The following is a 13553-nucleotide window of genomic DNA, read 5'->3' on the forward strand; positions in this document are numbered from 1 at the left end:
ACCGTATGTATTCCGTAAAAAATTGCCCAGCCCTCCGCGAGGATTCTTCAAGTCCATGTTATCTGCGCCTTTGCCGCGACCAGCGCGGTTTGCTGAAGCGCGCGTGCGCTGGCGGGCGCCTTGCGAGTGGTCGGCATCCACGGGTCGCGAACATGGGCAGTTCGGACGAGCCGCAGGCAGCCGATACCGTCATGCGGCACACCGAGCGCAGTGTTACGGCCGTTGCGCGCCTTGTCGGTCCAGCGCCACAGGACTATCGGACCGATACGTTCGCGGCGATGGTCGTCGGCGTGACTTGCTTCGCAGGCTGACTTGACGGAATCTTGATGCAGGAGCGCCGGGAAGTCTGGTCGGCATACGTATTCGTCGATCGACGGAAGTGATCTCGTGCCCGAGACATCCCAGCCCGGCGTTGCCCGAGGCCGCGTGTCCGTGGCGCTCAACGCGCGCCTGGCTCTGCTACTCGCATTCGCCTTCGCGGTGATGGCCGATCCGGTGTCGTCGGTGGCCTATGCGATCGAGGCCGCGTTGCGCGCTCTCGATGGTGATCTGGGTCTGTTGCTACCGGCGATGACGCTGGTCGTAGCGGTCATCGCGTTGGTGATCGTGAACTATCAGCAGCTCATCGCGCGGTATCCGCAGGGCGGTGGGGCATCGGCTGCCACAGGGGAGGCCTTCGGTGAGGGTTGGGCGTTCGTGCCGATCGCGGCCTTGATCGTGGATTTCGTCCTCACGATTGCGATCAGCGTCTCCGCCGGTGCCTCGGCGATGATCGCCTACATCCCTGCGCTAGCGCCCGAGCGCAGCGTCTTGGCCCTGGCGCTGGTTGTCCTCGTGGGGGCGGCAACGTGGTTCGGCCATTCGGGACGGATGGTGTTCGGTGCGATGACCATCGCCTTCATCGCCGTTTCCATGGCGGTCCTGGCGTTTGGGCTCGGTGCGCACCCTCAACCGATCGGCACCATCACCACCACTGCCGGACACCGGTCCGTGCTGGCGGTTGTGTTGGCCTTCCCTGTCGCCATGGCACTGGCGACGGGTGTGGAGGCTCCGTCTTCGGCCATCGCCCAGCTCGGTCAACTCGATGATCGGGGCCGCAGGTACTTCGGGAAGGTCACGCTATGGCTGACACTCGCCATCGTCGGCGCCATAACTTTGGGACTGACCCTGGAAGCCCATCACCTTCGCGTCGGGGTCCCGCCCGAGGGCACCACGCAGATCGCCGAGCTGGCTCGGATCGCGGCACCCGCTCCGTTGTTCGCCGCGTTCCAACTCGTGACGGCCTTGTTGTTGCTGTCCGCGGCGAGTTCGTCTTTCCAGGCCGGTCCGGGCCTGCTGAAAGCTCTGGCTCGGCACACCGATGCTGCTGGACGCAGCACCGGAATCCTGCCCCCGATGCTCGCCCGCACGAACACCCGCCACACACCGTATTGGGGCGTGGCGTGGTTCACCGGAATCGCCGCGGCTGTCACCGTGGCGGCAGGCGGCTACGACCAGCGGCTGGTCCTGTTCTACGCGGTGGCGGTGTTTCTGAGCTTCCTGGCCGGGCTGGTGGCCATGGCAGTGTTCTCCCACCGCGAGGGCCGGTTCCGTTCTCTGATGCTCAACATCGTGGGCGTTGTCGTCGTCGGATTCACCTTGCTGGTGAACCTGGCCCGCGGCGAGCCGGTGTTCAGTCTGCTCGTGGCCCTGCTCCTCGCCGCAGGCTTGCATCTGATGTGGGTCAAGGCCGGACGGCCGCGTGGGGTTGGCGACGTCGAAGCGCTCGCCGAGGGCGGCACCTGACCCACTCCCATATCGTTTCCTGGTTAGTGACTTGCTGCGCCGCAGGGGGATGGGCTGAATCGAGTCTCAGGCCGGCGGGTTCGGAGGGTGCCGCCTGTGGGTCTCGGCTATCTGCTCGGCCGCGGCAAGATGGTCGCGCAGTACGTCAGCCGGTGAATGGTCGCTGCCGAGGGCTCGCTTCGTCTGGTCGGACATTGTCTCGAAGAGTTTCACGGCCTCCTCGAATCGGCCTGCCGCGTGATAGGCGAGCGCGAGTCCGTTGACCGAACGCGCGGTGAGGGAGTCGTCGGGGCCGAACTCCTGCTGGTCGATGTTCGCCTCGTACAGGGGAATGGCTTCCTCGAATCGGCCTGCGGCTCGGAGGGTGTCGGCAAGCGCGTTGCGGGTGCTCCGGAGCCGTGGATGGCCGGGAAGCGCGCGGTGGTACTCGGCGAGATTCGTCTTGAACAAGTCGATCGCGGTGTCGAGGTGACCGGCTGAGCGGTACGCGGCCGCGAGGTTGTCGCGAGAGGCGAGGGTGGCGTGGTGGTCTGGTCCGAGGACGCGCAGTCGGTCGGTCAAGGTGGTTCGGTGGTTGGTGAGGGCGTCATCGATGCGGCCTGCCGCGTGGTAGGCGGCGGCGAGGTTGTACCGGTAGGTCAAGGTGTCGGGGTGGTCGAGACCGAGTTCTCGCGCGCTGGCGGAGACGTTGGCCTCCAGCAATGGAATGGCCCGTCCTGGTTGCCGCACTCCCAGGGCGTCGGCGAGGTTGTTGCGCGCCTTCAGGGTGTCGGGATGGTCGGGACCGAGAATCCGGAGGCGATCACGCAGGGAGGCTTCCTGTATGGCGATCGACTCGTCCCAGCGTCCGGACGCGCTGTAGGCGATGGCGAGCCCGCCCTGAGTGAGCAGGGTGATCGGGTGGTCGGAACCGAGTATCCGGGGAAAATCGGCGATATTCGCTTCGAAAAGTGCGATGGCGTCCGCGAGCCGCCCGGCCGTCTGCAAGGCACAGGCGAGGTTGTGGCGGGTTATGAGTGTGTCCGGGTGTTCCGGCCCGAGGACCCGCAGCCGCTCGACGAGGTTTGCTTCGCCGAGACGGACGGCGTCGTCGGCTCTGCCGATGGCCTCGTAGATCTCGGCGAGATTGTTGCGGCAGGCCAGCGTGACGGGATGATCACCTCCGAAGATCCGCATGGCGTCGTCGAGGTTCTTCCGCAGCAGCGGGACGGCCTCGTCGGTGCGTCCTGCCGCCCCGTAAGCGCGGGCGAGTTTGTGCAGGCAGAGGAACGAATCGACGTGATCGGCACCGAGTACCCTCAGGTAGACGGGCAGAAGATCCTCGAAGATGGCGATCGCGTCCGCGAGGTGACCCGCCGACAGGTGGACCTGAGCGAGCCCGCCGCGAAAGTTGAGGGTCTGGTACGCGTCCGCACCGAATACCTGCTGGCTGTGCGCGATGTTCTCGGTGTGCAGGGCCCTGGACTTGTCCAGGAACCCGGCCTGGAGGTACGTGTCCGCCAGTTGAAAGCGCATGGCCAGCGTGACGGGATGGGCAAGTCCGAGAACCTGCCCGGCGTCGGTCAGGTACGCCTCGAGCCGGGCGGCTGCTTCATCGAGCCTGCCGCAGGCGGCGTGGGCCCGGGCCAGTAGATATCGGGCAGTGAACGTATCGGGATGCTCGCCGCCGAGGATCTGCTCGCTGGAGATGACGACATCCTGCGCGAGGGTCAGCGCTCTGGCGGTGTCGGCGGCCTCGGTCAGCTGCTCGACGGCCCATCTGCGAACGGCGATCATTGCCGCGGCATGTTTTCTCGTGCTGTTGTGCACCATTCCGGTGTCCCACAGCGCGTCGATCTGATCGACGAGATGCGCGCCGTCCTGCCGGCGCGCCCACGCCTGCGAGGGCGGAAACGTATTTCGCATGATGATGGCGAGTGCGGACCGGACGAGTTCGACCGTGGACCGCGCGGCAGGAGCCCGATTACGAAGTGCCGCGGTCGCTCGCCGGAACAAGCTGATGGACTGCGTATTCGAACCGCGTTCGCGCAGCACGCGGCTCACGAGCCGGTGCATGATCAGCGCCTCGCCGGAAGTCGACCAGGACAGCAGGGAACCAGCCACACATCGTTCCAGTGCCTCGTCGATTCGCCTGGGGCTGGTGGCGAGCAGGGATCGGTGCACGCCACCGGGCGAGAGCATGGCCATCGCACCCAGAAGCCAGGCGACGTCGGCCGCGAGCTGGTAATCGCCGGTGACGCCCTCGGTGGTTTCGATGCACAACGAGATCGCCTGGACGACCGACCGGGGATAGTCGTGACCGGCGGTGCGCCGCAATACGGTCGGCAATGGGCTGTCGTGCAGCAGCTGCCGGTACTGCGCGTAGCCGAGGCGGCGACCGACCATCGTCGCGGCGGCGGCGGACAGTGCCAGCGGCAGGTCACCCAGGTCCTCGGCGACCTGATCGGCACCGTCGTCGCCGAGTCCGGTCGAGTCGGCGAGGTAGCGCACCGATTCAGGGCGAGTGAAACAGGTGACGTCGACCGCCTCGCCGAAGGCCGCGAAGGACCGGTCGACGCTGGTGATCACGATGCGCGTGCGGCCGCCGGTCGGCAACAGCTCCCGGAGGTGGTCGGCGTCGGTGGCGTTGTCGAACACCAATAGCGCCGCGACGGTGTCTCCGGAGAGGTGATCGCGTAACCGCCGGGCCGACACCGCCGAGTCGCCGTCGGGGTCGGCGACGCCCAGCCGCTGGGCGATATCGGCGAGTCCGGACAGTGTGCTGTCCGGCGTTTCGGCATTGACCCACCCCACCAGACCCTGTCCGGAATCGAACAGTGAGCGTGCGTGAGCGGCCGCCAGGTGGGTCTTGCCCGCGCCGCGCAGTCCGGTGACGACGACGGCCGCCGCAGGGCGCTCCAGTGCTCGACGCAGACGTGCCAGCTCGTCGCGGACGACGAATCGTGGTGGCTGCCGGGGGATCCGGCCGACGACTACCACGCTCGTAGCCGGAGACGACACGCGAATGCCTGCTGTGAGATAGATGTCGCGGGCGTGAACGTCGGAGAGCGTAGTGACGATATGGGTGGTCAGCGCGGGGGCGTCGGTCGAGGCCGCCGCGCTCAGCCGGGGTGTGACGAGTCACCGGCCCCCGCATCGATGTCCTCGATGTGGATATCCCCGCTGAATCGTCCGCCGTGCACCCGCACACCGGTGCCGGTTGCCGTGACGCGGCTGATCCGCAACGCGGCGGCCTCTACCATCTCCAGGTCGACGCCGGCGGCTCCCACGTCCGCTCGCGCTGCCGCGGAAATGAGTTCTGTTGCTGTGGTGAGTAATTCGTGGTCATCGGCGGCGCCGTACGCCTCCAGCGCGCCCGCGAGGGCTTCCCGTTCGGCGGCGGCGTCCGGGTCCGCCTCCACCTGTGCTAGATCCACATCGCGATAGCGGCGGGTGAGTAGACCCTTCAACGCCGCATACGCGTCGGTCACGGATTGCTTGGCAGTATCGGTGAGACCGGCGGCGGCGCCGACCGCGACCGCGGTGGCGACTATGGTGGCCGGGTCCATTCGAATTCCCCCTCTGTGGCGACTCGGACGAGTAGCTCAAGTGTGCACGATCGCGGCAAAGCCAACCTTTTCCGTGAATGATTCTGCGTGCTGCCCGGGGCCGGCCGCTGAGCATGCCGTTCCCAGCGATCACTGGAGACGGCACTTGCGCTCAGTTCAGTGTGAACGTCGCGCTACCCGAGATCAACGCTGCGGTGACACCGGCACGAGCCAAAAACCGTTGCGGCTGTTTGCGATTGGGAGCCATGCCCGGTTTGTCGGGCTGCCCGGCAACTCATCCCGGCCGCCGATCGGATATGCGGACTCGGATACCACAGCCCGGAGAAAGTCACCTTCCGCGCGACGGTTCGGTGTCGCGAAATTGGCGTTCCGGCACCGGGTTTCGTTGTCGATTGATAGCATTCGAGCCGCTGTCGGGCCACTGGATCGGGGGCGTTGATGGAGGTGGAGGACGTCCACCACGCGTACGGCAGACGGTCGGTGCTGCGTGGCGTCGACATAGTGCTGCCTCCGGGGACGCTGGTGGGCATCGTCGGTGAGAACGGGGCGGGTAAGTCGACGCTGCTGAAGGTTCTGTCCGGAGAGCTGCGACCGGACCGGGGGAGGGTCCGCCACCGTGGGCGGTTCGGTTACTGCCCTCAGCAGGTGATCCTGAACGACGCTTTCACAGTGCGTCAGCACCTGAACTTCTTCGCCGAGGCCTATGCGATCCCGGACCTGCGCCGCGCGGAGGAGACCATGGAGATCTTGCGTTTCGCGGAGTACGCCGGTGAGCGGGTCGGGACGCTGAGCGGCGGTACGCGGCAAAAGCTCAACCTGACGCTGGCGGTGATGCATGATCCACAGGTCTTGCTGCTGGATGAGCCGTATCAGGGTTTCGATTGGGAGACGTATCTGCGTTTCTGGGATCTGGTCGCGGAATTCCGTGACACCGACCGGTCGGTCTTGGTGGTCTCGCATCTGGCTCACGACACCGACAAGCTGGACCAGGTGTGGCGGTTGCGCGACGGCGTCTTACGAGGCGGACAGGAGAATGCCGGATGAGTGATCGTGTGCGCTTGTTCGTGATCGCCACGCGCTACGGTCTCATCGAGCACGCGCGTAACCGTTTCGCCATGCTGTTGGTGGCCTTCTTCCTTCCCATATTGATCACCGTGGTCCGCGTGGCCGTCACGGACCTCGAGGTGCCGTTCCGGCTTCGAGACACCGGTCTGGTTCTGCGCGCCAACGGTAACGAGCTCGCTCAGGTCAGCGGCGCCCTGATGGCGGTCTCGCTGATCATAGGGTTCATGATGTTCGCTGCCACTTTCAGCAGCGGCGCATTCGACCGGCGCCTCTCGATGGCGGGGTACCCCCGGGTCTCTTCGGGTTTGGCGAAGATCGCCTGCCTGGTGGTGGCCTCGGTGGTGGTTTGCGTGTACGCCACGGCGGTCATCTGCTGCTACTGGTCGCCGCGGCAGCCTGTCCTGCTCGCCGCGGCGCTTTTCGGCGCGGCGATGACATACGGGGCGCTGGGTGTGGCTTTCGGCGCGCTGCTGCGCCGAGAGGTGGAGGGGATGTTCGCCATCGCGATGATCAGCTGCTTCGACATGGCCGTACAGAACCCCATCGCCAGTGCTGGGGCGGACAGCGATTTCGTGCGCTGGCTGCCCTCCTATGGGGCCATGCAGGCTTCGACCACAGCCGGTTTCTCCGACGCCACGCCATTGACGGGATTCGCCGTACAACTAGCCTGGTTCATCGCGAGCGCCCTCGTCGGTCTGATCGCTTTCCATCGGCGCACCCGTTCCTCTCTTCGACCTACGATGTGGATGCGCATCTGGAGCCCGAAGGGGTCCGGACAGTCGGTGATGCACTGAGGATGCATCTCGCACGACCACACGGTGGAGGTGCGGGACTCTTGCCGACTGCGGGGCTTACGACAGCGTAGGAGCCGGTTCGTCGGCCGGGAGGTAGACCTCACGGCGCAAGCGTTCGAGATCCGGCGCTGCGACAGCGGAGGTCTGCGTATACCGATTGCTTTCACGCCCCCAGAGCCCCACGCTCGTAATGTTCACATACATCTCCGCGTAGTCCTTCCCCTGCCCCGCCAAGCCGGGAAGAACGCGCAGGAGCGCGGGGACGTAGTGGATTATCGCCTCGAGCTGGGCGCGCTGATCCGCCACTTGGCGCCGCACTTGGTCCACGGCTTCGTCGCGAGTGCAGCCGGTTTCGTGACAGACCGCCCGCACCAGGTTGTAGGGAACTCGGTCTGCCTCGTCCTGATCCAGTCCCACCAGGTCGTTCTCCACGAAGGTGACCCAAAAGGCGAGTTCCTCGAGACGGCGGATCACGGGGTGTTCGCGCAGCGTCGATGGCAGTTCCCGGTCGTGGTACACCTCCATGCAGGCGATGGCGGTTTCGATCCCACTGGTCGACATCCGCATCGGCAGGTAGTCGGCCGTGGAAGGGACGTAGCCACTGATGCGATGATGGGCTTCGCGTTCGGCGGCTTCGAACCACTCCTCGATGCCGTCGAGGAACCGCTTCTGCCAGCGGATGGTCCGGCCCTCGCGCAGGCGCGGCCATATGCTCGCCCAAGCCGTCGGAATCGCGCCGGGCCGCCACGGTTTCTCCGGGTCCTGGCGCAACGTCGCCACCATGCCACGTCGCAAGGCGGTCACGGCTTCCGGGTCCCTCAGCTGTGGATCCTCGAAAAGGTCATCCCAGGCGAGGACCAGCACGGCCATGCCGTAGGCGGTCTGTTCCCGGGCCTCGTTCGCCGCTGGGGCCAATGTTTGCGCCGGGATCTGGATCGCCCCCGTCCACCGGTGGTAGTCCGCCTCGGTAGAGGAGACGGCAAGGCCGGTGTCCACCAGCCAGTTCCGCAACCATCGCCCGAGCTGCGCCGGAAGCCCATCGCCGCGGGTTCGAGGCGGCTGCGTCGACCGCCGGGGGACCGCGCGACCAGGAGTTCGCCGGTCGAGTATGGACCGGGCGTAGGCGGTGATCGCGTGGCGAGCGCCCGGATCGACGGGCAGAGTGGCGAGCTGACCGGCGGCCCGGTCCATGAACTCATCAGCCACCGCTTGTGCTTCGTCCACGGCGCCGCAGGCGATGACGATCTCGCGGGCGCGCGCGGCTTGCTCGAGCGTCATTCTGCTCTGCAACAAGCGAGCAAGGCTTCTGTTGCGGGCGGCCGCGCGGATCACGGGCAGTGTGTAAATGCCCGCGGACAGATCCGCGTTGACGGGCTTACCCAGTTCTTCGGTGGTGGAGGTCAAATCGAGGATGTCGTCATACAGCTGGTAGGCCAGTCCGAAGTACCGGCCGAACTGGGCCGACGCCTGTTGCTGATCGTCGGGCCTGCCGGCCTGCATCGCGCCCACCCGGCATGCCAGCGAGAGCACCGCCGCCGTCTTGCCGTCGATCGCGTCCAGGTAGGACTGCTCGCCGCGGGAGGCCACGTAGAGGTCGGCGGCCTCGATCACCATGCCCGCGCACATCCGCTCACCGGCGATTGCCCCCGCCAGGACTTCCCGCCCGCCGAGTTCGGCCAGCATGCGCACACTTGTGAGCATCACGGAGTCCCCACCCAACACGGCCATATGCGAACCCCACACCACATTGGCACTGGGACGGCCTCGACGCTCGTATGCGTGATCGATGACGTCGTCGTGGTAGAGCGAGCCCAGATGCAGCAACTCGACGGCAGCGGCGGCGCGCACCGCCCGGTCGTCGGCCGGGGCCGCGGGATCGGTGAGCAGGTAGTACGACAATAGGGTCAATGTGGGACGGACCAAGCGGCGCGAGGTATCCGGGCCTTCCGCTGTGAGCGCCGCCAGTTCAGGCCTACCCTCCAGCCGAACGGGTCCGAGAACGTCACGGACCCGGTCCAGGTCCGCATCCAGATGGGGGAAGACAGCCGAATCGATTTCACGTGGCACGCGGGCACTCTCCTGACTGGTTGCATCGGTCATCCAGAACACCGCCGATCAATGGCAATGAGACACCATGTCGCTGCGGAACATGTTGGTATCGGCCGAAATTGAGGCCCGATCCGCAAGTGCGGTGCAGCTCGACCGGACATCGGGAGGGTGCGCCGCGCATCGAGCGATGCCCGATTTACAGCGGGAGTTGTTCCAGGAGGTCATGCTGCGCGAGACCGCCGCCGGTACCTGGATCGACGTTCACGCGGCGCGCTGGCAGGCGACGTTCACCTTCTACGCTGTCTTTCGGCCCGCAGATCGTTCGCGATCGTCGACCACCAGCAGGGCCTCTCCGCTGAGCGTGCTCTGGTGATGGCGCGGCCGTGCTGGCACCTGCACGACTCCAGTTGCTCGAAGACTCCCGCGACGGCGAATCAGTCTGCCGTGGTGCAGGTCTGATCAGCGGGGATGCAGGGTTATCCGGGCGTTGTAGGCGGGGCTGAGGCCGGTGTGATAGCGACGTGGGGGCTCGACGAGACCGGTGGCCGCACCGATGCGACGATGCTCGAGAATGGTGCGGAAGAGGATGCGCGCTTCCGCCAAGGCGAATTGGGCACCCAGACAGCGATGCGCGCCGGCGCCGAAGGTCAGCCAGGTGCGGCCGTTCGGCGGCTCGTCGAGGAAGCGTTCAGGGCGGAAGGTCATCGGGTCCGGGTAATGCCGTGGTGATTCGTGAATGAGGAGAATCGGGACTATGACGATGGCCCCCTTGGGGACGTGGACTCCGTTGACCACGGTGTCGCGCAGTGCGCGCCGCCCGGTGAACGGTGACACCGGGCGGATTCGCATTGTTTCGGCGACCACGGCGTCGAGGTATGCGTCGAGCCGGGCGGAGTCGCCTGCGTCGACCGCTGCATCGAGCTCGGCCATGGCTGCCGGGTGGACGGCCAGCATGGCGGCGATCCAGCCGAGCGTGATCGCGGTGGTCTCGTAGGCGCCGAGCAGGATGCCACGCATATTGCGGGCCAATGCGGCGTCGTCGTGCTGATCCAGTTCGGTGCCGACATACCGCGACAGCACATCCTTCCGGCCGTTTCTGTCACCGGGCGTGGACCGGCGCGCGGCGATTTCCTCGATGATGAGGGCGTCGACCTCGGCCTGGCGGCGGCTGAGCGGTGGGTAGGGCAACGTGTAGCCGCCGACCAGCGGGGTGAGCAAGGTGACGGCGAGAAAACCGCGACTTTCTATTTCCCCGAACCACCGGCTCACCGCCTGTTTCAGCCGGTCCTTGCGGGGCGCGGCCACGTCGCCGAAGACGACGCCGAGCAGCACGCCGATGGCCAGGTCGTAGCCGACCTTCAGAAACTCGAACGGTTCACCGACAGGCCAGCTCGGCAGTTCGCGCTGGACCACCTCCACCATGAGGTCCTCGTAGGACCGGAGTGCCTTGCTCTGGAACGGCGGTGCGAACAGCTTACGTTCGCGGCGATGTTCGTCACCGTCGAGGAAGATCAACGTCTGCTTGCCGAACATCATGTCGTGGCTGGAGAAGCGGCTCAGCACCTGCCCGACCGAGAAGTCGTCGTGGTTGGCGAACAGTCCTCGCACATCGTCCATGTCGTAAGTGACCAGCATGGTCGGAAATCCTGGCGGCGAGACGACGAACCGTTCGCCGAATTCCAGCAAGGGGGAACGGTGCGTGCCGGGGCGCATCAGTCCACCGATCTGCGCGATGTGGCGGGTGCGTAGCCTAGGGAGTTCACGCAGAGACAGCGTGGCATGCGACATGTAGCCATCCTTAACCCGTCGCTCGGCGACTCGCAAACATGAAATCCCCGCAGTGGCAATAGATACCGGGCCTATCACCGCTTCGCACAGGCGAAGTCGTCGACGTGCCGGTAAGGATCTTGTACTCGAGTGTTCAGTGCATCACCGCGCGAAGGCCACCCGGCGCCCCGCTGACGTGGGCCCGGGCGTCGGTCCTCGGTGGGGCGCCGATTGGATCCCCGGCCCCGTCGCCGTCATCGTCGGCCGCCACGACCAGCCCAAAAACCTGCTCGGCGCGGTGAGCGCCCAGGACTACGAACCACCGTCGACGGTTTCGATCACCGGCAGCCACGGCACGGCGTGGGGTTTGAAGGACTGGTGTACCGGGGTGAGCGCGCTGTGGTCGTCGAGGGCCATCATCGTGATCCCCATGGCGGTGCCGCCGTCGTCGATCGCGGCGACGAGCGAGCCACAATTGGGGCAGAAGCCGCGTTTGGTGGTCGGGAAGGTTGCGAACCAGGTCGGCTCACCGCCCGCACCAGTCCATTCGAACTTCTCGAGCGGGAAATCGACCCAGGCTGTGACCGGCCCGCCGGCCAGCTTCTGGCAGTGCGGGCACGAGCACAGGTGCGGCCATCCGGCCTCGGCACAGGCGCGGAACCGGATCTGCCCGCACAGACAGCCACCCTCATACATCGGAATTCCCCTCTCTACCGAAAAGTGTTGTGAATACAGCTAATTCGCGCATCGCGTGACAGCCTTGACGTCCGCCCCGGTCAGCGTAATGGAACGCGGCGGGCCGAGCGGGGACTTGCGGCTGTGCCATGTGTCAGAACACCGCGGACTACTGAAAGAGTCTGATGTCGCGTGCCCCGGTGGCGGCCATGCAGAGACGTTCGGATGCCGATGCCGACTCCGACACTGCGGGCCGGACGGCCCACCGTCCCGCGCTCGGCGCGGACCGCGGCTCAGTTGCCGGGTTGGCGTCGCGGTCGTGACTGGTGGGGTAGCCGTCGTTGTACCACTGGCCGTTCGCGTCGCGGGTCCGCCCTTCGAATTCGGTGCCCCCAACGTTCTCCCCGGGCCCAGGGGGCGCGGTGTCCGTCGTGTTGGCCATGAGCTCGTTGCCGGCGACCTCGTTGGGCGGCGTGCCCAGCGGGCTCAGTACTCGAACGTCCCTCGCGCCGGCGAGGTCCCGTCCTCGCGGTTGCGCATCTCTGCCCAGGCCACTGCGTTCGCCGATGTGGTGTCGGTCGGTTGGTAGGCCAGGGTGTGTTTGGTGCCAGCGGTGTATCCGACAGCAGTCACTGCTGCGGATCCCACCATACGGATCCGTCCTCGCCGTTCGGCTCACCCGGTCTCGAATTCCGCTCTTAGCGCGGCGAACAGCGTGTCCACCTCGGGGCCGAAGACCAATCCCGTGGCGTACAGGGTCGTCATCGCGGCATCGAGGGCGTCGGGTCGGTTCGCGTCGATGATGGTGGGCAGTGCGAAGGACGGACGGTGGATCGGACCCAGGTCGAAGGGGTTCGCCGTCGTACCGGCCGAACCGAGAACCATCGTTGCTTCCATTGCGCCGACGTGTTCGTCATCCGGCGGGCCGAAGTCCTCATCGTGCAGTCGGGTCATGGCCGCGTCTACGTCGTCGAACGGGGGCGGTAGCGGTCGGCCGTCCCGCAGCGCCGCCAAGGCGGGCCGCACCCATGGCCGGTCGCTGAGGCCTGCTTTCGCGCAGGCTTGGGCCGCCGACCAGCGCGCCAGGCGCCGCAACTCGGGATCACCCATGGTGGCGATCGCCTCGGCGATCGCGCGGTCATGGCGTGCCAGGTCTTCCGCGCCCGGGTGATCTTCCAGCCGGGGTATCGGCTCCCCGCCCCAACGCTGCCGCTGGAAAGCGGCCGCTTGCGCCGGTAGTTCGTCGATGTGCAGGCGGCGAGAGCCTTTGTCGTCGACTACGACGACCCATTCCTCCGCGTCGACCGACGCGGTGACCTCGGGTAGCGGGACATTCTCGGGCACACCGTATCCGGGCATGTTCCACTGCATGGCCGGTAGCGGTTCGCTGCCGTCGTCCGGCCAGAGCCGGATACGCCACACATCGCCGGGTTCGGTCGACCCGGGCCAGCCGTAGTTGACGAATCCACGGCCGCTGATCTCGATCAGGTACTGGCCCTCCGGAACCGGGCAGTCGACCGCGCCGTCGGTGGGCGACGACAGGCACAGTGTGCCCTCCGGTCCGACTCGCAACCGGGTCTCACACACTTGCTGCCACTCGGCGCGATCGCCGGGCGGCCGCTCGTCCCAAACCTGAACCGTTACTGGCATATGGAAGTTGTTCTGGTGCGGGCTCAACACCACCACCGCCAGCCCATCGGAGGCGAACGGGTGCGCCGCCAGCGCCCGGTCGAGCAGTTCGAGTTCCTCGACCGGGCTCTCGACGCCACCGTCGATGCGGAACTGCCCGTAATCCATGAACAGAATCACGGTTTCCTCGCTGACCGGCCGCCTGAACACGGTGCTCATCGCGTCATCCTGGCACGCGAGG

At 66.4% G+C, this 13553-nt stretch carries 10 protein-coding genes; 4 read left to right on the forward strand and 6 right to left on the reverse strand.

All coding sequences use genetic code 11. The features are described from left to right. Positions 1 to 387: 387 nt before the first annotated feature. Positions 388 to 1785, forward strand: a complete 1398-nt coding sequence (locus AB0L97_RS05145; protein WP_364425398.1) for an amino acid permease — start codon at positions 388 to 390, stop codon at positions 1783 to 1785. Between the two features lie 66 nt (positions 1786 to 1851). On the opposite strand, the gene AB0L97_RS05150 is transcribed toward AB0L97_RS05145, so the two are convergent. Together AB0L97_RS05150 and AB0L97_RS05155 are read right to left on the reverse strand one after the other, a co-directional pair. Then, complete coding sequence (locus tag AB0L97_RS05150) at positions 1852 to 4785, reverse strand: tetratricopeptide repeat protein (RefSeq protein ID WP_364425400.1); 2934 nt, start codon at positions 4783 to 4785, stop codon at positions 1852 to 1854. A 101-nt stretch (positions 4786 to 4886) separates the two neighbouring features. Beyond that, complete coding sequence (locus AB0L97_RS05155; protein ID WP_356964133.1) at positions 4887 to 5333, reverse strand: hypothetical protein; 447 nt, start codon at positions 5331 to 5333, stop codon at positions 4887 to 4889. A gap of 438 nt (positions 5334 to 5771) precedes the next feature. On the opposite strand from AB0L97_RS05155, the gene AB0L97_RS05160 reads away from it, so the two are divergent. Further along, a complete protein-coding gene (locus AB0L97_RS05160; RefSeq protein WP_364425713.1) occupies positions 5772 to 6377 on the forward strand; it encodes an ABC transporter ATP-binding protein in 606 nt (201 codons plus the stop codon). Next, on the forward strand, positions 6374 to 7192 hold the full coding sequence (locus AB0L97_RS05165; RefSeq protein ID WP_364425403.1) for a hypothetical protein: 819 nt from the start codon (positions 6374 to 6376) through the stop codon (positions 7190 to 7192). Before AB0L97_RS05160 ends, AB0L97_RS05165 begins: the two co-directional genes overlap by 4 nt. A 57-nt stretch (positions 7193 to 7249) precedes the next feature. Here AB0L97_RS05165 and AB0L97_RS05170 read toward each other — a convergent pair whose 3' ends face one another. Next, positions 7250 to 9259: a polyprenyl synthetase family protein gene (locus tag AB0L97_RS05170; protein ID WP_364425405.1), complete on the reverse strand. Its 2010-nt coding sequence runs from the start codon at positions 9257 to 9259 to the stop codon at positions 7250 to 7252. 67 nt (positions 9260 to 9326) lie between these two features. Between AB0L97_RS05170 and AB0L97_RS05175 the strand changes: the two genes are divergently transcribed. Then, positions 9327 to 9614, forward strand: coding sequence for a hypothetical protein (locus tag AB0L97_RS05175; protein ID WP_364425407.1), 288 nt, complete (start codon positions 9327 to 9329; stop codon positions 9612 to 9614). An 86-nt stretch (positions 9615 to 9700) separates the two neighbouring features. On the opposite strand, the gene AB0L97_RS05180 is transcribed toward AB0L97_RS05175, so the two are convergent. The 3 genes from AB0L97_RS05180 to AB0L97_RS05190 all read right to left on the reverse strand — a co-directional run bounded on the left by AB0L97_RS05180 (position 9701) and on the right by AB0L97_RS05190 (position 13531). Next, a complete protein-coding gene (locus tag AB0L97_RS05180; RefSeq protein WP_355078127.1) occupies positions 9701 to 11029 on the reverse strand; it encodes a cytochrome P450 in 1329 nt (442 codons plus the stop codon). A 291-nt stretch (positions 11030 to 11320) separates the two neighbouring features. Next, positions 11321 to 11704: a GFA family protein gene (locus tag AB0L97_RS05185; protein ID WP_364425410.1), complete on the reverse strand. Its 384-nt coding sequence runs from the start codon at positions 11702 to 11704 to the stop codon at positions 11321 to 11323. 654 nt (positions 11705 to 12358) lie between these two features. Next, positions 12359 to 13531, reverse strand: coding sequence for a hypothetical protein (locus tag AB0L97_RS05190; RefSeq protein ID WP_364425412.1), 1173 nt, complete (start codon positions 13529 to 13531; stop codon positions 12359 to 12361). Positions 13532 to 13553: the final 22 nt, after the last annotated feature.

The organism is Nocardia sp. NPDC051911 (assembly GCF_040681035.1).
GTDB classification, from domain to species: domain Bacteria; phylum Actinomycetota; class Actinomycetes; order Mycobacteriales; family Mycobacteriaceae; genus Nocardia; species Nocardia sichangensis.